General features: G+C 67.7%; 21 protein-coding genes. 6 read left to right on the top strand and 15 right to left on the bottom strand.

Translation table 11 applies throughout. The features are described from left to right. The first annotated feature begins 29 nt into the window (after positions 1-29). The 3 genes from C0099_RS15750 (at position 30) to C0099_RS15740 (ending at position 5197) form a co-directional block, all read left to right on the top strand. Positions 30-1487 (top strand): TrkH family potassium uptake protein, encoded by a 1458-nt coding sequence (locus C0099_RS15750; protein ID WP_102248306.1) that lies wholly within the window; start codon positions 30-32, stop codon positions 1485-1487. Positions 1488-1581: 94 nt separating this feature from the next. Further along, complete coding sequence (gene hemE / locus C0099_RS15745) at positions 1582-2652, top strand: uroporphyrinogen decarboxylase (protein WP_102248305.1); 1071 nt, start codon at positions 1582-1584, stop codon at positions 2650-2652. Between the two features lie 364 nt (positions 2653-3016). Beyond that, positions 3017-5197: a primosomal protein N' gene (locus C0099_RS15740; protein WP_102248304.1), complete on the top strand. Its 2181-nt coding sequence runs from the start codon at positions 3017-3019 to the stop codon at positions 5195-5197. A gap of 48 nt (positions 5198-5245) precedes the next feature. Here C0099_RS15740 and C0099_RS15735 read toward each other — a convergent pair whose 3' ends face one another. The 6 genes from C0099_RS15735 to C0099_RS15710 form a co-directional block, all read right to left on the bottom strand. After that, positions 5246-6286 (bottom strand): GGDEF domain-containing protein, encoded by a 1041-nt coding sequence (locus tag C0099_RS15735; RefSeq protein ID WP_102248303.1) that lies wholly within the window; start codon positions 6284-6286, stop codon positions 5246-5248. Beyond that, complete coding sequence (locus tag C0099_RS15730) at positions 6283-7191, bottom strand: ROK family protein (protein WP_102248302.1); 909 nt, start codon at positions 7189-7191, stop codon at positions 6283-6285. Before C0099_RS15730 ends, C0099_RS15735 begins: the two co-directional genes overlap by 4 nt. Before the next feature lie 8 nt (positions 7192-7199). Beyond that, complete coding sequence (gene can / locus C0099_RS15725; protein ID WP_199797704.1) at positions 7200-7856, bottom strand: carbonate dehydratase; 657 nt, start codon at positions 7854-7856, stop codon at positions 7200-7202. A gap of 63 nt (positions 7857-7919) precedes the next feature. Next, positions 7920-8651, bottom strand: coding sequence for a uracil-DNA glycosylase family protein (locus C0099_RS15720; RefSeq protein WP_173768968.1), 732 nt, complete (start codon positions 8649-8651; stop codon positions 7920-7922). 8 nt (positions 8652-8659) lie between these two features. Continuing rightward, complete coding sequence (locus C0099_RS15715; protein ID WP_228151611.1) at positions 8660-9967, bottom strand: AmpG family muropeptide MFS transporter; 1308 nt, start codon at positions 9965-9967, stop codon at positions 8660-8662. Between the two features lie 66 nt (positions 9968-10033). Further along, on the bottom strand, positions 10034-12190 hold the full coding sequence (locus tag C0099_RS15710; RefSeq protein WP_102248300.1) for a putative bifunctional diguanylate cyclase/phosphodiesterase: 2157 nt from the start codon (positions 12188-12190) through the stop codon (positions 10034-10036). A 206-nt stretch (positions 12191-12396) separates the two neighbouring features. Between C0099_RS15710 and C0099_RS15705 the strand changes: the two genes are divergently transcribed. After that, positions 12397-12720 (top strand): hypothetical protein, encoded by a 324-nt coding sequence (locus C0099_RS15705; RefSeq protein WP_102248299.1) that lies wholly within the window; start codon positions 12397-12399, stop codon positions 12718-12720. Here the strand turns inward: C0099_RS15705 and metW are convergent, their stop codons facing one another. The 8 genes from metW to trhP form a co-directional block, all read right to left on the bottom strand. After that, positions 12721-13314, bottom strand: coding sequence for a methionine biosynthesis protein MetW (gene metW, locus C0099_RS15700; RefSeq protein ID WP_102248298.1), 594 nt, complete (start codon positions 13312-13314; stop codon positions 12721-12723). Continuing rightward, positions 13311-14438 (bottom strand): homoserine O-succinyltransferase MetX, encoded by a 1128-nt coding sequence (gene metX, locus C0099_RS15695; protein ID WP_102248297.1) that lies wholly within the window; start codon positions 14436-14438, stop codon positions 13311-13313. Before metX ends, metW begins: the two co-directional genes overlap by 4 nt. Positions 14439-14662: 224 nt before the next feature. Next, positions 14663-16393 carry a phosphoenolpyruvate--protein phosphotransferase gene (gene ptsP, locus C0099_RS15690; RefSeq protein ID WP_102248296.1) on the bottom strand — a complete coding sequence of 577 codons (1731 nt, stop codon included), beginning with the start codon at positions 16391-16393 and terminating at the stop codon, positions 14663-14665. A gap of 4 nt (positions 16394-16397) precedes the next feature. Then, the gene (locus C0099_RS15685; protein WP_102248295.1) at positions 16398-16667 is read right to left on the bottom strand and encodes an HPr family phosphocarrier protein; all 270 of its coding nucleotides are present in this window, start codon (positions 16665-16667) and stop codon (positions 16398-16400) included. Between the two features lie 33 nt (positions 16668-16700). Next, positions 16701-17084 carry a PTS sugar transporter subunit IIA gene (locus C0099_RS15680; protein WP_102248294.1) on the bottom strand — a complete coding sequence of 128 codons (384 nt, stop codon included), beginning with the start codon at positions 17082-17084 and terminating at the stop codon, positions 16701-16703. Positions 17085-17106: 22 nt separating this feature from the next. Then, a complete protein-coding gene (locus C0099_RS15675) occupies positions 17107-18732 on the bottom strand; it encodes an ABC-F family ATPase (RefSeq protein ID WP_102248293.1) in 1626 nt (541 codons plus the stop codon). Between the two features lie 68 nt (positions 18733-18800). Continuing rightward, positions 18801-19319 carry a GNAT family N-acetyltransferase gene (locus C0099_RS15670; protein WP_228151610.1) on the bottom strand — a complete coding sequence of 173 codons (519 nt, stop codon included), beginning with the start codon at positions 19317-19319 and terminating at the stop codon, positions 18801-18803. Further along, on the bottom strand, positions 19295-20683 hold the full coding sequence (gene trhP / locus C0099_RS15665) for a prephenate-dependent tRNA uridine(34) hydroxylase TrhP (protein ID WP_102248292.1): 1389 nt from the start codon (positions 20681-20683) through the stop codon (positions 19295-19297). Before trhP ends, C0099_RS15670 begins: the two co-directional genes overlap by 25 nt. 159 nt (positions 20684-20842) lie before the next feature. Here trhP and C0099_RS15660 point away from each other — a divergent pair, with 159 nt between their 5' ends. After that, positions 20843-21163, top strand: coding sequence for a hypothetical protein (locus C0099_RS15660; RefSeq protein ID WP_123785288.1), 321 nt, complete (start codon positions 20843-20845; stop codon positions 21161-21163). Positions 21164-21209: 46 nt separating this feature from the next. Beyond that, the gene (locus C0099_RS15655) at positions 21210-21710 is read left to right on the top strand and encodes a ProQ/FINO family protein (protein ID WP_228151609.1); all 501 of its coding nucleotides are present in this window, start codon (positions 21210-21212) and stop codon (positions 21708-21710) included. Between the two features lie 39 nt (positions 21711-21749). On the opposite strand, the gene C0099_RS15650 is transcribed toward C0099_RS15655, so the two are convergent. Beyond that, positions 21750-22124, bottom strand: a complete 375-nt coding sequence (locus C0099_RS15650; protein WP_102248290.1) for a thiol-disulfide oxidoreductase DCC family protein — start codon at positions 22122-22124, stop codon at positions 21750-21752. Position 22125: the final 1 nt, after the last annotated feature.

Below are 22125 nucleotides of genomic sequence, written 5' to 3'. Positions count from 1 at the left end.
ATTCATTCTGCCCGGACCCTCGCTGAGCGATGAAGAGCTTCTACCCCGCCTTCAACGCCCTGGGCCTGATCATCGTCATCTTCGGCGTGCTGATGGGCTTCCCGCTGGCCATCTCGCACGTCCTGGGCGAGGACGCCTCGGGCGCCTTCGACCGCGCGATCCTGATCACGGTTGCCGCTGGCGCCGCCCTGTGGTTTCTGACCCGCGGGCGCCGCCGCGACCTGCGGCCCTCCGACGGTTTTCTGCTGGTGGCCCTGACCTGGATCGTGCTGCCCATATTCGGCGCGATCCCGCTGTACAACTACCTGCCCGAGCTGAGCGCGACGATGGCCTTTTTCGAGGCGGTGTCGGGCCTCACAGCCACCGGCGCGACCGTGCTCTACCGCATCGATGACCTGCCGGTGTCGATCAACCTGTGGCGCACCTTCATGCACTGGATCGGCGGCATGGGCGTGATCGTGCTGGTGGTCGCGATCCTGCCGCTGCTGGGCATCGGCGGTCGTCAGCTGTTCAAGGCCGAGGTGCCGACGCCGATGAAGGAGTCGAGTCTGACGCCGCGCATCGCCGAGACCGCCAAGGGCCTGTGGATGTCCTACGTGCTGCTCACCGTGGCCTGCGGTGTGAGCCTTTGGGCGGTGGGCATGCCGGCCTGGGACGCGCTCATCCACGCCTTCACGGTGGCCGGCCTGGGCGGGTTCTCGAGCAAGGACGCGTCCATCGGCCATTTCCAGAGCCTGCCCATCGAGCTCGTCGTGATCGGCTTCGCGCTGCTCGCCGGCCTGAACTACGCCACCCACTATCTCGCACTGGTGCGCCGCTCGCCGCGCCCCTACTTCAGCGACCCGGAGATTCCGTTCTATTTCCTCGTGCTCGCGGCCAGCGTCGTGATGATGACCGGCTATCTGATGTATTTCGACAGCACGGCCGACCTCGGCACCACGCTGCGCCATGTCTCCTTCCACGTGGTGTCGATCTCGACCTCGCTCGGACTCACCACGCATGACTACACCATGTGGCCCGGCTTCCTGCAGATGTGGCTGCTGTTCCTGGGCAGTTTCGTGGCGTGTTCGGGTTCGACCGGTGGTGGCATCAAGATGATGCGGGCGATCATCCTGTACAAGCAGGCCTACCGCGAGATCGTGCGCTCGCTGCATCCCAACGCCGTCTATCCGGTGCGCCTGGGTCACCAGCGCGTGTCCGAGAACATCCTCCACGCCGTGCTCGGCTTCAGCTTCATGTACATGGTCTCGATCGTGTCGCTGACCCTGCTCATGACGGCGCTCGGCTCCGACCTGGTGACCGGCTTCTCGGCCGTGGTCGCGTGCATCAACAACACCGGCCCCGGCCTGGCCCTGGTCGGCCCGGCGACCAACTATGCCGGCATGAGCGAGATCCAGATGTGGGTGCTGTCCTTCGCGATGGTGCTCGGCCGGCTCGAGATCTTCACCCTGCTGGTGGTGCTCACTCCGGTGTTCTGGCGGCGATAGACCGACCGGGGTCGGCAAGAGCGGGCAAAACCCGGATAATCGGCGTTTTCGACCTATCCGGCCGCGCTCCGCGCGGCCCCACAGGACCCACGCCGTGAGCCGTCTCGAAAACGATACCTTCCTGCGCGCCCTGGCGCGCCAACCCGTCGACTACACGCCGGTGTGGATGATGCGCCAAGCCGGTCGCTACCTGCCCGAGTACCGCGAGACGCGTGCTCGCGCCGGCAGTTTCCTCGACCTGTGCAAGAACACCGACCTCGCCTGCGAGGTCACGCTGCAGCCGCTGGCGCGCTATCCGCTCGACGCCGCCATCCTGTTCTCCGACATCCTCACCGTGCCCGATGCGATGGGTCTGGGCCTGTATTTCGCCGAGGGCGAAGGGCCGCGCTTCGAGCGCCCGTTGCGCGAGGAATGGGAGATCCGCAACCTCAGCGCGCCGGACCCCAACGTCGAGTTGCGCTATGTCATGGATGCGGTCTCCGAGATCCGCCGCGCGCTCAACGGCTCGGTGCCGCTGATCGGCTTCGCCGGCAGCCCGTGGACACTCGCCTGCTACATGGTCGAAGGGCGTTCCTCGTCCGATTACCGCCAGATCAAGACCATGGCCTATGCGCGGCCGGACCTGATGCATCACATCCTGTCGGTCGCGGCGGATGCGGTCGTGGCCTATCTGAACGCACAGATCGAGGCCGGCGCGCAGGCCGTGATGGTCTTCGATTCCTGGGGTGGCGTGCTTTCCGAGGCCGCCTACCGCGAATTCTCGCTCGCGTATCTGGAACGCGTGGTCGCGGGCCTCACGCGCGAGCGCGAAGGCCGTCGCGTGCCCAGCATCGTGTTCACCAAGGGTGGCGGCCTGTGGCTCGAATCCATCGCCGCAATCGGCAGTGACGGTGTCGGCCTGGACTGGACCATGGACATCGGGCGCGCTCGCGCGCTGGTCGGTGATCGCGTCGCCCTGCAGGGCAACCTCGATCCCAATGTGCTCTTCGCGCCGCCCGAGGTGGTGGCGCGCGAGGCATGCCGCGTGCTCGACGCCTTCGGGCCGCATCCGGGTCATGTGTTCAATCTCGGCCACGGCATCTCGCAATTCACTCCGCCGGAATCGGTCGACGCCCTGGTCGAGACCGTGCACCGCCACAGCCGCCGCCTGCACGCCGCCTCGTGACGCCCTCCGCAGGGCCTTTCGGGCGTGCTGCGGCGCAGCTCGAAAACGCAGGCCGCACTTGACTTATGCACAAGGTCGTAGTGCCGCGCGTTGCGCCCCTGCGGCACTTGGCGCGAAAACCCCGCGTTTTGCAAATCGTTGTTTTAAATGTGTTTTTACAATGCCCATTGTTAAGGCAATGTGACACTTTCCCTTGTTTCAAGCCGCTTGGACGCCCTTTCCCCTCGCTTGCACACAGGGATATCCACAGGATTTGTGGGAAACCGCAGGAAGCGCGTCCATGCAATGACTTGGAGGCGGTTTCGATGATCGGAATGAACTTCATTGAACAAGCCTCTGTAATCACGCAGGTTTTGCCGTCTGCATGAGCGCCGCGACGTCCACCGTGGTGCGTGTGGCGCTGCCCGTGCCCATGCCGCGTCTGTTCGATTACCTCGCCGAGGCCGGTGCGGAGGACGTCGGACGCTGCGTGCGCGTGCCCTTCGGACGCGACGAGAAACTTGGCGTGATTCTCGCCGTCGGCGTCGAATCCGATCTCGCGCCCGAGCGCCTGCGGCCGGTCATCGCCTTGCGCCGCGATCTGCCGCCCCTGCCGGCCGACTGGCTGGCGCTGGTCGGTTTCGCCGCTGCCTACTACCACGCACCCATCGGCGAGGTCGTGGCCCTCGCGCTACCGCCGGGGGTGCGCCGCGCGAGCGCGTTCACACCCGCCGAGGCCGATCCCTTCGTCGCCGTTTCGCAGGCCGGGCGGGCGGTGCTCGACGAGGGTCGCAGCGGCCGTACCCGCGCCTTCGTGGCGACACTCGCCACCGCCGGCAGCCTGCGCCGCGCGCGGGCGCGCGAACTGCCCGACGGCGACAAGCTCGCCGAGGCCATGCGTCGTGGCTGGGTCGAACGGGTCGCCGCGCCCGGTGCGGTACACGCCGGCGGTGCCGCGCCGACGGCGACCGACGACCAGCGCGCAGCCATCGATGCCGTGACCGAGCGCCTCGAGACCTTCGACTGCTGGCTGTTGCAGGGCGTGACCGGCAGCGGCAAGACCGAGGTCTATCTGCGCCTGGCCGAGCGCGCGCTCGAAGCGGGCCGTCAAGTGCTGATGCTGGTGCCCGAGATCGCGCTGACGCCTCAGCTCGAGGGCCGTGTTGCGGCACGCTTCCCCAATGCGGCGGTGGTCAGCCTGCATTCGGCCCAGGCCGAGGGTGCGCGCGCGGCCGGCTTCGTCGAGGCGCTTGCCGGGCGCGCCGACATCGTGCTGGGCACGCGTCTGGCGGTGTTCACGCCGCTGCCGCGCCTGGGCCTGATCCTGCTCGACGAGGAGCATGACGCTTCCTACAAGCAGCAGGAGGGGGTGCGCTATTCGGCGCGCGACCTGGCGGTGTGGCGCGCGCGTGATCGCGGCGTGCCGGTGGTGCTGGGCTCGGCGACGCCGTCGCTGGAGAGCTGGGAACACGCGCGTCGCGCGCGTTACCGCCACCTGCGCCTGGATGCGCGCGCGGCCGCGGCTGCGCTACCGGCGGTGCGCAGCGTGGACACGCGCAGGCTGCGTCTGGACGAAGGGCTCAGCCCGGCACTGCTCGATGCGTTGGGGCAGCGCCTGACGCGCGGAGAGCAGAGCCTGGTCTTCCTTAACCGGCGCGGCTATGCGCCGGTGCTCTCGTGCACGTCCTGTGGCTGGATCAGCGGCTGTCCGCACTGCTCGGCCAACCTCGTCGTGCATCTGGCCGAACGGCGCATGCGCTGCCATCACTGCGGCACCGATGCATCGATTCCGGCCGCTTGCCCGAGCTGCGGCGACCAGGACATCCGCCCTTTCGGTCGCGGCACGCAGCGTGTCGAGCAGCGTCTGGTCGAACTGTTTCCCGCCGCACGCGTGCTGCGAGTCGATCGCGACGCGGCGCGCACGCGGCCACAGTGGGAGGCGCTGCTCGCGCGCATCGCCGCGGGCGAGGCCGACATCCTGGTGGGCACGCAGATGATGGCCAAGGGTCACGACTTTCCGCAGCTCACGCTGGTGGGCGTGATCGGCGCGGACGCCTCGCTGCACGCGGCCGACTTCCGTGCGCCCGAGCGTCTGTTCCAGCAGCTGATGCAGGTCGGCGGTCGCGCCGGGCGGGCGCAGCTCGCGGGCGAGGTGCTGATCCAGACCGAGTTTCCCGAACATCCGCTGTACCGCCATCTGGCGCGCCACGACTTCGACGGCTTCGCCGCACGCGAACTCGACGAGCGTCGCGTGGCGGGCTTTCCGCCCTACAGCCATCAGGCCATGCTGCGCGCGGACGCGCCGCAACTGGACGAGGCGCAGCGTTTTCTCGAGCACGCGCGCGACATCGCCAACGACATCGCACCCGAGGGCCTGCGCGTGTTCGATGTCGTGCCCATGCGCATGACACGGCTGGCGCGGCGCGAGCGCGCCCAACTGCTGGTCGAGGCCGACCAGCGCGCCCTTTTGCAGCGATTCATCGGAAAGTGGCTGGAGGTGCTGCGCGCGCAGCGCGTGCCGCGCAGCCTGCGCTGGCAGCTCGACGTGGATCCGCTGGAGGTCTGAGCCGCGCGGACGATGCCGCGCCATCGCATCACGCGCCGCGCCGGGTGTTCAACCCACCGCGGTGCGGCCCGGTCCGTCGTTCTTGGCAGCGTACAGCGTCTCGTCCACGGCCTGCAGTACGGTGTCGGCATCGGGCGAGCCGTCGAACTCGACGATGCCGATGCTCGCGCCCAGCGAAAACGAATCTTGTGCGTCGCCGCCGATCGGCGTGCTTGCGAGCGCCGTGTGCAGCCGCTCCGCGCCGGTCATCGCGGCCTGCTTGTCGGTGTCCGGCAGCAACACCATGAATTCGTCCCCGCCCCAGCGCGCGATGTAGTCCGATTCACGGAAGACGCCGGTGCACAGGCTCGCGAACACCGTCAGCGCGTGGTCGCCGGCCTGGTGGCCGTGATGATCGTTGATCGGCTTGAAGTCGTCCAGATCGGCCATCAGCAGACAGCTGGCGCCGCCGCTGCGCGCCAGCCGCGCGATCTCCTGGTCGAGTCGCTCGGTGAAGGCGCGCCGGTTGGCGAGTCCGGTGAGCGAATCGGTCGCGGCCAGCAGCGCCATTTCGTGGCGTGCCCTGTCCAGCTCGGCGAGCATCTCGGCCTGCTTGGCATTGTGTTCGTAGAGGCTGAGCAAGAGCATGACCTGCGCGGCCAGCGCCTCGAGGATCTCGCCCTGTTCGGGCGTGAGCGTGCGCGGCTCGTGATCGAGCACGCACAGCGTGCCCAGCGGATAGCCGTCGTCGGTCTCGAGCAGCGCCCCGGCATAGAAGCGCAGCCCCGGCTCGCCTGCCACCAGCGGGTTGTTCGCGAAGCGCGGGTCTTCGAGCGTGTCGGGCACGACGAACAGGCCCGGCTGCAGAATGGCGTGCGCGCAGATGGACACGTCCAGCGGTGTCTCGCGCGTGCCCAGTCCGATCTCGGACTTGAACCACTGGCGGTCGCGGTCGATGAAGTTGATGACCGCGATCGGTACCTCGCAGATGTGGGCGGCGATGCGCGTGAGCGCGTCGAAGGCCGCCTCGCGCGGCGTGTCGAGAATGCCGAAGCGATGCAGTACGGCGAGGCGTGCGAACTCGTTTTCCGGGGTGGGCGGGCGACTCAAGCGCGATCCTCCAATGGCCACAGCCAGGCCGCCCCGCGCACGCCGGAGGCGTCGCCGTGGGCTGCTGCTGCAAGTCGCGTTTCGACTACATCCGAGAAGATGTGTTCGCGCCACAGTCGCGGGACGTTGCGATACAGCCGTGCAATCGACGAAAGACCGCCGCCGAGCACGATCACGTCCGGGTCGAGCACGTTGATCACGCTCGCCAGCGCGCGCGCCAGGCGTCGTTCGAAACGTTCCAGCGTGGCCTCGGCGCACTGTTCACCGGCCTCGGCGGCACGCACGATCTCACGCACGTCGAGCTCGAGTCCGGTGTGGTGGGCATGGTCGGCGACCACGCCGGGCCCCGACAGCCAGGTCTCGATGCAGTTCGTGCGCCCGCAATAGCAGCGCCGCGCGGGGGTGTCGGCCGCATCTGCGGCCGGCAGCGGAACATGTCCCCATTCACCGGCGATGGCGTTCGCGCCGGTCAGCAACTGCCCGTCGACGACGATGCCGCCGCCCACCCCCGTGCCCAGAATCACGCCGAAGACGCAGCGCGCGCCGGCGCCTGCGCCGTCGGTGGCTTCCGAGACGGCGAGGCAGTTGGCGTCGTTGGCGATGCGCAGCTCGCGCCCCAGCCGGGTGGCCAGATCGCGGTCGAGGGCGCGACCATTGAGGCAGGTGGAATTGGCGTTGCGCATCCGTCCGGTCGCCGGCGAGCGCGAGCCCGGCGTGCCGATGCCGACGCTGGCCTGCCCGCCGATGGCGCGCTCTGCGCGTTCCACCAGCGCGGCGATGGCCTCGATAGTGGCGGCGTAGTCGCCGGTCGGGGTTGCGATGCGTTCGCGGTGCAGCGTCGCGCCCGCGTCGTCGAGCGCGACGAGCTCGATCTTGCTGCCGCCCAGATCGATGCCGATGCGCATCGCCGGCCTCAGAGTTGAGAGCGCATGCGCTCGCAGGCCTGCATGAAGCGTCCGTCGGCTTCCTCGCGGCTGCGCGAACTCATGCCCAGATCGCGGATCAGGCCGTCCTGCAGCGAATAGCACCAGCCGTGCAGCGTGACCTTCTGGCCGCGCGCCCAGGCCTCGCGCATCACCGAGTTGTGGCTGATGTTGACCACCTGCTGCATCACGTTGAGCTCGCACAAGCGGTCGCGGCGCTGGGCCGGGGCCTCGAGCGCGTCGAGCAGGGCGATGTTGTGGTCGCGCACGTCCTGCACGTGGCGCAGCCAGTTCTCGACCAGGCCGACCTTGGCGTCGTCCATCGCCGCGGCCACGCCGCCGCAGCCGTAGTGTCCGACCACCAGCACGTGCTTGACGCGCAGCACGTCGACGGCGAACTGGATCACCGACAGTGCGTTCAGGTCGGTGTGCACGACGACGTTGGCGATGTTGCGGTGCACGAAGACTTCGCCGGGGTCGAGATCGATGATCTGGTTGGCCGGCACGCGGCTGTCCGAGCAGCCGATCCACAGATATTCGGGCGACTGCTGACGTGCCAGTCGCTGAAAGAAGTCGGGATCTTCCTCGATGCGGCGCGCGGCCCATTGGCGGTTGTTGTCGAAGAGTTGTTCGATGTCGCTCACGATGCATGCCCCCTATGTGACGGGCAGAATTCTACCGCGCACCGCGCCCGGTCCGCTTGTCGCCGCTCAGGCCGGCCACACGCCAAGCGCCACGAGCTGCGCCGTGGCGGCCGGCGACCAGCCGCGGTTGGCGGCCGGGCTGGCCGGGCTCGGATGCAGCACGCGGCCGATGCGCAGCGCACGCCCGGCCAGTGCGGCGGCCGCGCGCTGTTCGGCCCAGGCGCCGATGCCGATCACCCACTCGGGCTGCAGCGCTTCGACCAGTTCCACCAGATGCGCGTCGCAGGCGGCCATCAGCGGCGCGGCTTCCGCCGCCGGCAGCTTGTCCGGGGTGAGGTTGCGCCCGCCGTCGAAGAAGGCCAGCGGGCAATAGTTGGCGACGAAGTGTTCCCGAGCGAAGGCTTCGGCCGTGCCGAAGCGTTCGCGAAACAGGCCCCACAGGCGCCGGCCGGAAACCTCGGAACGCGTGCACGCGAAGCCTTCGACCGGGCGTTTGGGATTTTCCCGCGCAGGTTTCGCGACTTCGCCCGACAGGCCCAGCCAGTCGCGCACGCTCGCGATCTCGCCGAAGGGCACGCCCGTCTGTGCCATGCCGAACGGGCCGGGGTTCATGCCCAGGAAGACCACGCGCTTGGGCGTCGCCGCGTAGCGCGCAAGATAGGCCTGGTGCACCGGCCAGGCGTAGCTCAGCGGGTCGTAGACGTGGCTCACGGGTGGCGCGAAGCGCATCGGCGCGAGGGTGTCGGAGAGTCGGTGTGCGGCGGCGATGGCCGCGCGGGCGGCGTCGGAGTGCGTCATGTCTTCGTTCATTTGGCGCCGGAGCGTGCCGGCATCGCGTCGATGGCGGCCTGTTCGCCGTTCCAGGGTGCGATCCTGAGCAGCAGCAGCATGCCGGGAATCGCGATGACGACGCACAGGGAGAAGAAATCCACCCAGCCGATATGCTCGACGAGCCAGCCGGAGGTGGCGTTGATGAAGGTGCGCGGCACCGCCATCAGGCTGGTGAACAGCGCGAACTGCGTGGCGGTGTAGGCCGGATGCGTGGTGCGCGCGATGAAGGCCACGAAGGCCGCCGTGCCCAGTCCGGCACCGAGCGACTCGCCGGTGATGACGAAGGCCAGCGCGAGCAGCCGGAACGCGTCCGCCTCGGCCGGGCCGAGCCAGGCCAGCCACACGAAACCGGCCGTGGACACTACCTGCGCGACGCCGAAGACCCACAGCGCGCGATTGATGCCCAGGCGCAGCATCCACAGCCCGCCGAGAATGCCGCCGATGACCATCGGCCACAGGCTGGCGTTCTTGGCGACCACGCCGATCTCGGTCATCGTGAAGCCCATGTCCAGATAGAAGGGCGTGGCCAGTGCGGCGGCGAGCGAATCGCCGACCTTGTAGAGGAACAGGAAGAGCAGCACCAGCAGCGCGGAACGCACGCCGTGGCGTCCGAAGAATTCGCGGAAGGGTTCGACCACGGCCTCGCGCAGCGTGCGCGGGGCGAGCGCGGCGGCTGCCGGCTCTCTCACCATCAGCGTCATCAGCAGCCCCGGCAGCATGAACAGCGCGGTGACCAGAAAGACCTGACTCCACGGCAGGTGGTCGGCGAGGATCAGCGACAGCGAGCCGGGCACCAGTCCGGCGATGCGGTAGGCGTTGACGTGGATGGCGTTGCCCAGGCCGAGTTCGACGTCGGGCAGGATCTCGCGCCGGAAGGCGTCGAGCGCGATGTCCTGGGTGGCCGACAAAAAGGCCAGCGCCACCGTCAGCGTCACCACCAGGCCGAGGTGATCCACCGGCGACAGGCGGCCCAGCCAGGCAATCGCCGCAAGCAGGCCGATCTGCGAGACCAGCATCCAGCCGCGCCGCCGCCCCAGCCTTGACAGCAGGGCGTAGCGGTCGAGCAGCGGCGCCCACAGGAACTTCCAGGTGTAGGGAAACTGGATCAGCGCGAAGGCGCCGATCACCGCCAGGCTCAACCCCTCGGTCTTGAGCCACGCGGGCAGCAGGGAAAACAGCAGGTACAGCGGCAGGCCGGAGCTGAAGCCGGTGAGGATGCACACCAGCATGCGGCGGTTGAACAGGGCCTGCCGCCAGCTGGGGCGTTGTTCGGTGTCGGGCACGCGGGATGAGTCCGTCGGGGTCGAAGCGAGGGCCCGATTATTGCAGATGTCCCGCCGTGCTGCCGGTCACCACGACTGCATGCGCAGCATCGCGTCGGCTTCGAGCGCCGGCATCGGGCGCGAGAAGTGAAAGCCCTGCAATTCGTCGCAGCCCAGACGCGCCAGATGCAGTGCCTGGGCGGCGGTTTCCACGCCCTCGGCGACCACCGGCAGGCCCAGGTTGTGAGCCAGCGAAACGGCGGCCGAGACGATGGCCGAGTCATTGGGGTCGTTGTCGATGTCGCACACGAAGGAACCGTCGATCTTGAGCCGGTCGAGCGGGAACATCTTCAGATACGACAGCGAGGAGTAGCCGGTGCCGAAGTCGTCGATGGCGATGCCCACGCCCAGCTGCTTGAGCCGGTGCAGCAGGGCGACGGCCTCGTCGGGGCGGTCCATGACCGAGGATTCGGTGATCTCCAGTTCGAGCATCGACGGTTCCAGCCCGGTCTCGGCGAGGATGTCGGCGACGCTGTCGGCGAAGCGCACGTCGCGCAACTGGCGCGCCGACAGGTTCACCGAGATGCGCGGCCGACCCGGGCCGAACTCGGACCAGCGCTTGGCCTGGATACAGGCCTCGCGCAGCACCCAGCGGCCCAGTTCGACGATCATGCCGGTGTCTTCGGCAATCGGGATGAAGGTCGACGGCAGATGCAGGGTCTCGCTGTCGGAACGCCAGCGCAGCAGCGCCTCGAAGCCGTTGAGCGTGGTGCCGGAGGCGTCGAGCAGCGGCTGGTACCACAGCTCGAACTCGTCGCTGCCGATCGCCCGGCGCAGACGGTTCTCGAGTTCCAGCCGCGCGGTCGTGCTCTGATTGAGCGCGTCGGTGAAGAACTGGTAGTTGGCGCGCCCCAGCGCCTTGGCGTGGTACATCGCCGCGTCGGCGTTGCGCAGCAGGGTGTTGGCGTCCAGGCCGTCGGCCGGGAACAGGCTGATGCCGATCGATGGCGTGGCGTGCAGTTCCGTGCCGTCGACGATGTAGGACGCGGACAGGCGTTCGAGGAGGGTTTCGGTCATGCGCGCGACGTCGCTCGCGCCGCCGATGCCCTGCAGCGCGATGACGAACTCGTCGCCGCCCAGGCGTGCCACCGTGTCGGTCTCGCGCATCTCGGCGCGCAGCCGGTCGGCCACCTGCACGAGCAGCGCGTCGCCTACGTGGTGACCGAGCGAATCGTTGATGTTCTTGAAGCGGTCCAGGTCGAGGAACAGCACGGCCAGCTGCTGCCTGCCGCGTCGTGCGTCGGCGATGGCCTGTTGCAGGCGGGCGTCGAGCAGGCAGCGGTTGGCGAGCCCGGTGAGCGCGTCGTGATGGGCCAGATGGCGTACCTCCGCTTCGATGCGCTTGCGCTCGGAGATGTCGGTGTAGGTGGTCACCAGGCCGCCCACACGGCCGTCGATGTACAGCGGTTCGCGCGCGATCAGCAGGGTTCGTCCGTCGGTGCGTGTGCGCTCGAACAGCAGCGGCTCGAAGCTCGCTGCCAGGCGCCGACGCTGTTCGACCAGTTCGTCCGGATCGCCGGGGCCGAACTCGCCGCGCTCGGCCGGCACGCGGTAGATGTCCTCGAAGCGCGCGTTGTAGGTGAGCATCTGCGGCGGTACGCCGATGACCTCGGCGAAGCGGCCGTTCCAGCACTGCAGTCGCAACTGCGCGTCGAACACGCTGATGGCCTGCGGAAGATGATCGAGGATGGCGTTGAGGTAGGTACTCTTGCGGTGCAGTTCTTCCTCGGCGACGCGCCGTTCGGTGATGTCCTGGATGGTGCCGTGGGCGCGCGTGGGGCGACCCTCGCGGTCGCGGTCGATGACCATGCGTGCCTCGAAATGGGCACAGCCGCCGCTGCGTTCGATGCGGAAACAGAATCCGGCGCCGTCCTCGCCGTCGAGCACGCGACGCAGGTGATCGAGTACGCTGTCGCGGTCGGCCGGGTGCACGCGCGCGACGAAGCCTTCGAGCGAGGGCATCTCGGTCCGCGGGATGTCGAGCATCGCGCGGAAGGTTTCGGACCAGATCACGCGGTCGGCCGTCAGGTCGTGCGCCCAGGCACCGACGAGGTGGCTGGATTCGGTCACAGGCCTGGCGGCGAGCTGCTCGGAAATCGCCGTGAGCGGAACACCCACGGGCGCGAGCGGCGCGTCGGCGACGCGCCCGGGCTTGTCGTCCGGATCCTCTAGTGCTCGATGCATGCGCTACTCCAGCCTGCGACCCGTCGGGGATTCTCGCCGTCGGCCCTGAAACGGGCGTCCGGTTGGGGTGCGTGACTCGGAATTTTCACTGCCATGCCGTGTGATTACAAGCGAAACCTGTTGCGGATCAGGGCACAGTGCGCACTTGATCGCGCATGGCACGGAGCCGACAATGCGTACATGAGGACAATCCCGGAGGTCCAGGCATGCGACGCGTGATCGTGGCGTTCGACGGCGGTACGCAGCGCAGCTTCGAGATCGGGGCCCAGGAGGTCGCCATCCCCGACGCCGAGGAAGCGCGCGCCTGGCTGCTCGAGGCCTTCGATGCACTCGACTGCGAGCCGACCAATCCAATGGGCAAGCTGCTGGCCGTGGACCTGATCCTGGGGGTGGCGCGCGCGGCGGGCGCGGCCGGTTTCGATGCCGATGCGCCCTGGGCGCAGCGCTACGCCAACGCCGTCGCGGCCCTGCGCGAGGGCGAGGTGATCGTCGTCGACGTCGAGGCCTTCACCGTGGCGCGCGACGGCTGATCAGCGCCGCCCCAGCCGGAAGACGGCAAAGTTGGCCATGAAGTTGGCTTCCTCGACAACCGGGCGATCATCGTCGAAGGCGAGGCGCTCGCGCACCTCGATGCCGGCATCGGCACACAGGGCCTCGAAGTCGGCGATCGTGAAGAAGCGCACGTTGGGCGTGTCGAACCACTGGTGCGGCAGGCTCTCGGAGACCGGCATGCGCCCGTTCATGATGCTCTGGCGGTGGCGCCAGTAGCCGAAGTTGGGGAAGCTCACGACGGCCTCGTGGCCGACGCGCAGCATCTCGTCGAGGATCGCGCGCGTGTTGTGGATGGTCTGCAGCGACAGGCTCATGATGACGTGGTCGAAGAAGCCGTCCTCGAAGCCGGCCAACCCTTTCTCGAGGTCCACCTGGATGACGTTGACGCCGTTGGCGACACAGGCGACGAGATTGTCCGGGTCGTTCTCCACGCCCCAGCCGCACACGCCACGCGTCTCCACCAGATGGGCCAGCAGGCTGCCATCGCCGCAGCCCAGGTCGAGCACCGTCTCGCCGGGTGAGATCCACGCGGCGATCACGTCGAAATCGAAGCGATAGGTCGTCGGGCTCATCGTTTCATCCGTCCGAAGTAGCTGCGCAGCACCGCATGGTAGTGCGCATCGTCGAGCAGGAAGGCGTCGTGGCCGGCACCGCTCGGAATCTCCGCATAGCTCACGTTACGGCGGTTGTGCAGCAGCGCGTAGACGATCTCGCGCGATCGCTCGGGTGCGAAGCGCCAGTCGGTCGAGAACGACACCACCAGGAAGTCCGCCTTGCAGCGCGCGAAGGCCGCCGGCAGATTGCCACCGTGCTCGAAGGCCGGATCGAAGTAGTCGAGCGCCTTGGTGGTCAGCAGATAGGTGTTGGCGTCGAACTGGCGCGAGAACTTGTCGCCCTGGTAGCGCAGGTAGGACTCGATCTCGAACTCGATGTCGTAGCTGTAGATGTGCTTGCCGTGGCGCAGGGCGCGGCCGAATTTCTCGGCCAGTGAGTCGTCCGACAGATAGGTGATGTGGCCGATCATGCGTGCCAGGCGCAGGCCGCGTACCGGCACCATGCCATGCTGGTAGTAGTTGCCGCCGTGAAAGTCCGGGTCGGTGAGGATGGCCTGTCGCGCGACCTCGTTGAAGGCGATGTTCTGCGCGGTGAGCTTGGGCGCCGAGGCGATGGCCGCGACGTTGGCGACGCGATCCGGGTACTGCAACGCCCACGAGATTGCCTGCATCCCGCCCAGGCTGCCGCCGACCACGGCGGCGAAGCGTTCGATGCCGAGGTGGTCGGCCAGCCGCGCCTGCGTCGTGACCCAGTCCTCGACCGTGATGAACGGGAACTCCGCGCCCCAGTGGCGGCCGGTGGCGGGGTTGATCGAGGCCGGGCCGGTGGAGCCGAAACAGCCGCCCAGGTTGTTGACGCCGATGACGAAGAATTCGCGCGTGTCGAGCGGCTTGCCCGGGCCGACCAGATTGTCCCACCAGCCGATGTTGCCCGGATCGTCGGCGTAGTGGCCGGCGACGTGATGCGAGCCCGACAGCGCGTGACACACGAGCACCGCGTTGCTGCGATCCGCGTTGAGCTCGCCGTAGGTCTCGAAGGTGAGTTCGTAGGACGGCAGCACGGAACCGCTCTTGAGAACGAGTGGTTCGTCGAAGAGCACCCGCTGCGGCGTGACGATACCGACCGATTGGGACTGGATCATGGTGTGCGCAAAAAAACGAAAAAAGCCCCCACGCTTGCCGCTCCGCGGCGGCGCTGCCCCCCGAGGGGGCTGTTTTGTCTTGGGGCGGCCCGGCGACAAAAAAACCCTGCCGGCGGATGCGCGGACAGGGTCGCCCTCGCTTTAGCCGGATTTATTGAGCGCCCGCAAGCTGTGGTTCAAATCGGCGCTATGGAGGCAGACGGTAACGTCGCCCACCCGAATTGTCAATTGGCCAGGCGCATCACGGCCTCGCGCAGACGCGCCGGCTCTTCCATGCGCAGGATGCGCTGCACGCGTGGCGCCAGCTCCGAGTAGTCGGCGTGCAGCAGCTGCTGCTTGATCTCGAGCACGTTGGTCGGGTGCATCGAGAACTCGCGCAGGCCCATGCCCAGCAGCAATCGCGTGTAGTTCGGATCGCCCGCCATCTCGCCGCAGACAGAAACCGACATGCCCAGCCGTGTGCCCGCCTGGATGGTGCCGCTGATGAGCTTGAGCACCGCCGGATGCAGCGGGTCGTACAGATGCACGACGGCATCATCGGTGCGGTCGATGGCCAGCGTGTACTGGATCAGGTCGTTGGTGCCCAGCGACAAAAAGGACACGCGCTTCTTGAACATGCCGATGGCCAGCGCCGCGGCGGGCACCTCGATCATCGCCCCGATCTCCACGCGGTCGGCGATGCGGTGACGTTCGGCGAGCAGCTCGTCGCGCGCGAGCGCGATCATCGTCAGCGCCTGGTCGAGCTCCTGCACGTGGGAGACCATCGGAATCATGATGCGCAGTTGCCCGTAGGCCGAGGCGCGCAACAGCGCGCGCAGCTGGGTGCGGAACATCTGCGGCTCGGCCAGCGAGAAGCGTATCGCGCGCAGGCCCAGCGCGGGGTTGGGTTCCTCGCGCTGGTTGGGCATCGACAGCATCTTGTCGGCGCCCACGTCGAAGGTGCGGATCGTCACCGGCCGTCCGGCGAGCGCCTTGAGCACCGTGCGGTAGGCCTCGAACTGCTCGTCCTCGCCGGGCAGGTCCTCGCGCCCCATGAACAGGAACTCGGTGCGGTAAAGGCCCACGCCGTCGGCGTTGGCGGCCCGGATGTGGGTGACGTCGCCAGGTCCCTCGATGTTGGCGAGCAGCGCGATGGCGCGCCCGTCGAGCGTGCTCGACGGGGTGTCGCGCAGCAGCTTCAGCCGCGAGCGTTTCAGCTCCAGCTCGCTGCGGCGCAGCCGGTACTCCTCGACGATGGCTTCGTCCGGGTCGACGATGACGATGCCCAGCGTGCCGTCGATGATGATCAGCTCGTTTTCCTCGACCAGCTCGCGGATGCGGTGCAGGCCCACCACCGCCGGGATCGCCAGCGTGCGCGCGACGATCGCGGTGTGGCTGGTGGGGCCGCCGATGTCGGTGAGGAAGCCGGCGATGTTGTGGTCGCGAAAACCGATGGTGTCGGCCGGCGACAGATCGTGGGCGACGATGATGGTGCCCAGGCCGTCGCGGCGCTTCGGCGGCAGGTGGCCGGGATGGCCGATGAGGCTCTTGACCACGCGCTCGACGACCTGCACGACATCGGCCTTGCGCTCGCGCAGATAGGAATCCTCGATCTGCTCGAACTGCGCGACCAGATGCTCCATCTGCTGCACCATCGCCCATTCGGCGTTGCAGCGGCGCTCCTGGATCAGCGTACGCGCCGCATCCACCAGCAGCGGATCGGCGAGCATGATCAGTTGCAGGTCGACGAAGGCGCCGACCTCGCCGTGCGCGTGCGAGCTTGCAGCGGTGAGCTTGAGCGCGCCCAGTTCGTCGCGCACCGCGGCCACCGCGTCGTCGAGGCGGCGCACCTCGTCGGCGACGTGGCGTTCGGCCACATGGTAGTGATTGACCTCGAGCAGCGCGCGCGAGACCAGATGCGCGTGGCCGATGGCGATGCCCTGGGAGACCGGCAGGCCGTGGATCGTGAAGCTCACGCGCTCACTCCTCCTCGCCGAAGCGATCGGCGATCAGTTCTTCCAGCGCCTGCATCGCCGCGTCGGCATCGGCGCCCTCGGTATCGATGATCACCGTCGTGCCCCTGGCCGCGGCCAGCATCATCACTCCCATGATGCTCTTGGCGTTGACGCGTCGCCCCTCGCGTTCCATCCACACTTCGCAGTCGAAGCGGCTGGCGGTCTGCGTGAGCTTGGCCGAGGCGCGCGCATGCAGGCCGAGCTTGTTGATGATTTCGACTTCCTTGCGTGGCATCGGAGGGGTCTCGTTGGGATGGAGGGCGGTGGCTTACTTCATGTGCATCACACCGTCGCAGCCGCCGCCGATGGCACGGTGCAACAGCGTTTCCATGTCGCGCTCGCGATAGGTCAGCACGCGCAGCAGCATCGGCAGGTTCACGCCGGCGATGCCCTCGACGCGACCCGTGTCGAGCAGCTTCACGGCGATGTTGGCCGGTGTCGCGCCGAAGATGTCGGTGAGCACCAGCACGCCCGAACCCTCGTCGACCCAGTCGAGCATGCGTCGCGCCACCGGCAGCAGGTCCAGCGGGTCGTCCTGCGGGCATACGCCCAGTTGCACGATCTGCGCCGGACGCTTGTTGAGCACGTGGCTCACGCACTGGATCAGCGATTCGCCGAGCGTGCCGTGGGTAATCAGGAAGGTGCCGATCATCGGGGTGGATTCTAGCGGAATGTCACGCGAACCCGAGGCTGGCGAGGTACTCCTCGTAGCTGCCGTGGTAGTCGACGATGCTGCCGTCGAGCTTGATCTCGAGAATGCGCGTGGCCAGCGAGGAGACGAACTCGCGGTCGTGCGACACGAAGACGAAGGTGCCGGGGAATTTCTCCAGCGCGGTGTTGAGCGACTCGATCGACTCCATGTCGAGGTGGTTGGTCGGCTCGTCCATCACCAGCACGTTGGGGCGGGTGAGCATCAGCTTGCCGAACAGCATGCGGCCCTGTTCGCCGCCGGAGATCACGTTGACCGATTTCTTCACCTCGTCGCCCGAGAACAGCAGCCGGCCCAGCGTGCCGCGGATCAGGGTCTCGAGTTCCTCGCCGGTGGCCGCGGCGGTCACGCGCGCGTATTCGTACACCCATTCGGTGAGGCTCTCGCGGCCGGCGAATTCGGCCGAGTGGTCCTGCGCGTAATAGCCCGGCTTGGCCTTTTCGGCCCACTTGATGGAGCCCTTCTGCGGCGTGAGCTCGCCCATCAGCAGCTTGAGCAGCGTGGTCTTGCCGACGCCGTTCTCGCCGATGATCGCCACCTTCTCGCCGGCCTCGATGGCCATCGTCAGCCCGTCGATCAGCGGGCGCTCCATGTCTTCGTAGGCGAAGGTGAGCTTGTCGATCTCGCAGGCTAGACGGTGCAGCTTGTCGCGCTCGTCGTACTCGAAGCGGATGAACGGGTACTGGCGACTCGACGGCTTGACGTCCTCGGGCTTGAGCTTGTCGATCAGCTTCATCCGGCTGGTGGCCTGCTTGGCCTTGGACTTGTTGGCCGAGAAGCGGCGCACGAAGTCCTGCAGATCCTGGATCTTCTCCTTGGCGCGGGCGTTGGCCGCCTGCTGACGCTGGCGCGCCATCACCGAGGCTTCCATGTAGTCGTCGTAGTTGCCGGCGTACACGGTGATCGTGCCGTAGTCCAGGTCCGCCATGTGGGTGCACACCTGGTTCAGGAAGTGGCGGTCGTGCGAGATGATGACCATCGTGCTGTCGCGGCCGTTGAGCACGTCCTCGAGCCAGCGGATGGTGTTGATGTCGAGGTTGTTGGTGGGTTCGTCGAGCAGCAGGATGTCCGGGTTGGCGAACAACGCCTGGCACAACAGCACGCGCAGCTTCCAGCCCGGCGCGACGTCGCGCATCGGGCCGTCGTGCTGCTCGGTGGGGATGCCCACGCCCAGCAGCAGTTCGCCGGCGCGCGCCTCGGCGGTGTAGCCGTCGTATTCGGCGAACTTCGACTCGAGCTCGGCCGCATGCATGAAGTCGTCCTCGGTCGCCTCCGGGTTCATGTAGATGGCGTCCTTCTCCTGCATGCACGCCCACATCTGCTCGTGGCCCATCATCACCACGTCGAGCACGCGCTGGTCCTCGAACGCGAACTGGTCCTGGCGCAGATAGGCCATGCGCTCCATGGGTTCCTTGGAGACGTTGCCGGCCGAGGGCTCGAGCAGACCGCACAGGATCTTCATGAAGGTCGACTTGCCCGCCCCGTTGGCCCCGATGAGGCCGTAACGGTTGCCGTCGCCGAACTTGACGGAGACATTCTCGAAAAGGGGCTTGGCCCCGAACTGCTGGGTGATGTTGGCTGCGACGAGCACGGAAGATCCTGTTTTTGAAGCGAAACAAAGGGCGGGATTATACCCTACGTGGCGTGCTCACCGCTGGCTCATCCTGCTTGCAGCCGCTTCTGCAGAAACACCGCCCGCCCCGCTGCGGGATCGAGTTCGTAGGGTGCGAAGCCCTGTTGCGCGTAGGCCGCCATCGCCGCATGATTGTTCGACAGCACTTCCAGCGTGAGCTTGCAGCAGCCCCGTTCGCGGGCGGCCTCCTCGGCTGCGGCGAGCAGGGCGCGGGCGATGCCGCGACGGCGGTGGGCGGGCAGCACCGCGATGTCGTGCACGTTGAGCAGCGGCTGCGCGGCGAAGGTCGAGAAGCCTTCGAAGCAGTTGATCAGGCCCACCGCCTCGTCGTCGACGAAGGCCAGAAAGGACACGAAGCCCGCACGGCCGGCGAGGCGCTGCGGCAGGGTCGTGCGCACCTCGTCGGGCAAGGCCTTGCCGCCGCCCATCGGGTCGCGTGCGTAGGCGTCGAGCAGCGAAACGAAAGCGGCCGCGTGAGCCGGGTCGTTGAGATCGGTAGGGACGATGCGCAAGCCGCGCATCACACGAAGCGCGCCACGAAGCATTCACCCTGCGGCGCGCCTTCCGGCAACGGCAGCCACACCGTGCGGCCACTGCCGGGGATGCGTTCCTGCGCCTCGCCCGCGGCATCCTCGATGCGCTCGGCCACCACCTCGAAGTTGCCCGCCGGCGTCACGAATTCGAGCCGGTCGCCGAGCCCGAAGCCGTTCTTCACTTCCACCTCGGCCAGCCCGCGCGCGGCGTCGAATCCGGTGACCTCGCCCACCAGCCGGCTGCGGCCCGATTCGGAATGCCCGCGCAGGTAGTTCTGGTGCTCGGGCGTGCTGTGACGCTGGTAGAAGCCGTCGGTGTAGCCGCGGTTGGCCAGGCCTTCGAGCGCGCCGAGCAGGCCGGGATCGAAGGGCCGGCCCGCCACCGCGTCGTCGATCGCGCGGCGGTAGCTCTGTGCGGCGCGCGCCACGTAATACGGGCTCTTGGTGCGGCCCTCGATCTTCAGCGAATCCACGCCGATTTCCACCAGCCGGCCAATGTGCTCGATGGCGCGCAGGTCCTTGGAGTTGAGGATGTAGGTGCCGTGTTCGTCTTCCTCGATGGGCATCAGCTCGCCGGGGCGCGTGCCCTCTTCCAGCAGCCAGGTCTTGCTGCCGCCAATGTGGCGCGGCCCGCCGCCCAGTGCAGTCGTGACCGCCATCGGCCGCGTCGCCGTGCCGACCGCGCCGGCATCCCTGGGGTTGCCGATGGGCGCGGCCTTGCTCGCCACCACATCGCCCGCGTCGTTCTCCGTGCCCTCGTGCATGCGGTAATCCCAGCGGCACGAGTTGGTGCAACTGCCCTGGTTGGGGTCGCGGTGGTTGAAATAGCCCGACAGCAGGCAGCGGCCGGAATACGCGATGCACAGCGCGCCGTGCACGAACACCTCCAGTTCCATGTCCGGGCATTCCTGGCGAATCTCCGCCACCTCGTCGAGCGACAACTCGCGCGACAGGATGATGCGTTTCACCCCCAGGCTCTGCCAGAAGCGCACGCTGGCGTAATTGGTGGTGTTGGCCTGCACCGACAGGTGGATGGGCATGTCCGGCCAGCGCTCGCGCGTCATCATGATCAGCCCCGGGTCCGCCATGATCAGTGCATCCGGCCCCAGCGCGACGACGTCCTCCATGTCCCGCAGATAGGTGCGCACCTTGCTGTTGTGCGGGCTGATGTTCGCCACCAGATGAAACGCCCTGCCCAGCGCATGCGCCTCGTCGATGCCCGTGGCCAGCGCGTCGAGCTTGTCGAAGCTGTTGTTGCGCACCCGCAGCGAATAGCGCGGCTGGCCGGCATACACGGCGTCGGCGCCATAGGCGAAGGCGGTGCGCATCATGTCGAGCGAACCGGCAGGCGCGAGCAGTTCGGGGGCGGTGGGCATGGGTGTTCTCGGTGGGGCAGTGGAGGAATCGGCCGAATTCTAACGGAAGGGGCCTCGTTCTTTGATGTGTGCCGCCTCAGCGACGACGGGGTTCGGAAAGTGCGGGAGGGACTCACCTGTACGATTCGGGCAATGATGCCCAGGGCAGAAGAATCGAACATGCTGCACAACATCAAACGCGAGTTTCGAGCCATCAGGGACGGGGTGCCCGGCCGTCGGTTCGTCGACCACTACGAGCGCAGCCGACACCGGCATGGCATGCGCGGATCCTTGTGGGCGAGCTGCGGATACGTCGCTGCCGGCCTGGTTCTCGTCATCGTCGGCTTGGTGGCATCGCTGCCGCCCGGCGTTCCGGGTTTCCTGCTGTGGATTCCCGGGCTCGCGCTGCTGGCCTCGCGTTCCAGGGGGCTCGCGCTGCTGCTGGACCGGCTCGAGGCATGGACGCGGCGGATGTGGGCGCGATACCGGCGTCGGCCCTGAATTCGCGTCGACCGGCGCGGCTGAGCGGGCGGCGCCGATTCATGCGATGATTCGCGAAATCATGAAATCCGAGCAATTCCAGCCGATGCAAGACGAAACGCCCCAGACCCAGGCCGCCGATGGCGAAGCCAAGAAAAGCCGCGGGGATCCCCGCGAAGTCCTGCGCCAGCTGCAGGAAGCCTCGCCGACGTTCCGCGACTGCAAGCCGCTCGCGCTGGGCATCGACAAGGCCGTGAGCGAGCGCTTTCCCGAGTTCGATCGCAAGACGGTACGCACCGCGATGCGCATGCACGTCAATTCGACGCGCTATCTCAAGGCCGTCGAGAAGGCCACCGAGCGCTTCGACCTGGAAGGCAACGTCGCTGGCGAAATCACCGACGAGCACCGCGCCCACGCCTCGCAGACGCTCAAGGAGCGATTCGCCGAAGCTGCCAAGCGCAAGCGCGAACAGCAGAAGGAACAGCAGCAGCGCGAACGCGCCGAGCAGGCCGAGCAACGCAAGGCCGAGCGCCTGCAGCAACTCGTGGGCAAGTTCTCGAAGGACTGAGGCAGCGCGGCCTGCGCTCCGCCGCGCAACGCCCGCGCGCTACAGCCGCCCCTCGCGCCGCAACCGCCGGTCCACCATCGCCCGGTACGCCCGCGAGCACAGCCCGCGCACGCCCGGCAGGCCGATCAGCCAGGCCAGCGGCCTGAGCACCCATACCCGCGACATCAGCACGATGTAGGCATCGAGCTCGCGCAGCACCCGCCCGTCGGTCGTGCGCACATGCAACTCGCGCAGCGCCGCCTTCGGGTCGATCCCCTCGGCCCGCAGTTCGTCGTCCCGCCCGGTGATGTCGCACCACTCCACGTCGCGACCGCCCTCGCCGGCGAGTCGTTCGTAGTTCGCGCGGTCGCGCCGGCAGCGCGGGCAGGCGCCGTCGTAGAAGACGGTGATGGGTTTATCGTCGGAAGTGTTCATA

The sequence above is a fragment of the Pseudazoarcus pumilus genome (assembly GCF_002872475.1).
Lineage (GTDB): Bacteria > Pseudomonadota > Gammaproteobacteria > Burkholderiales > Rhodocyclaceae > Pseudazoarcus > Pseudazoarcus pumilus.
This window is presented reverse-complemented; position numbering and strand designations above follow the sequence as displayed.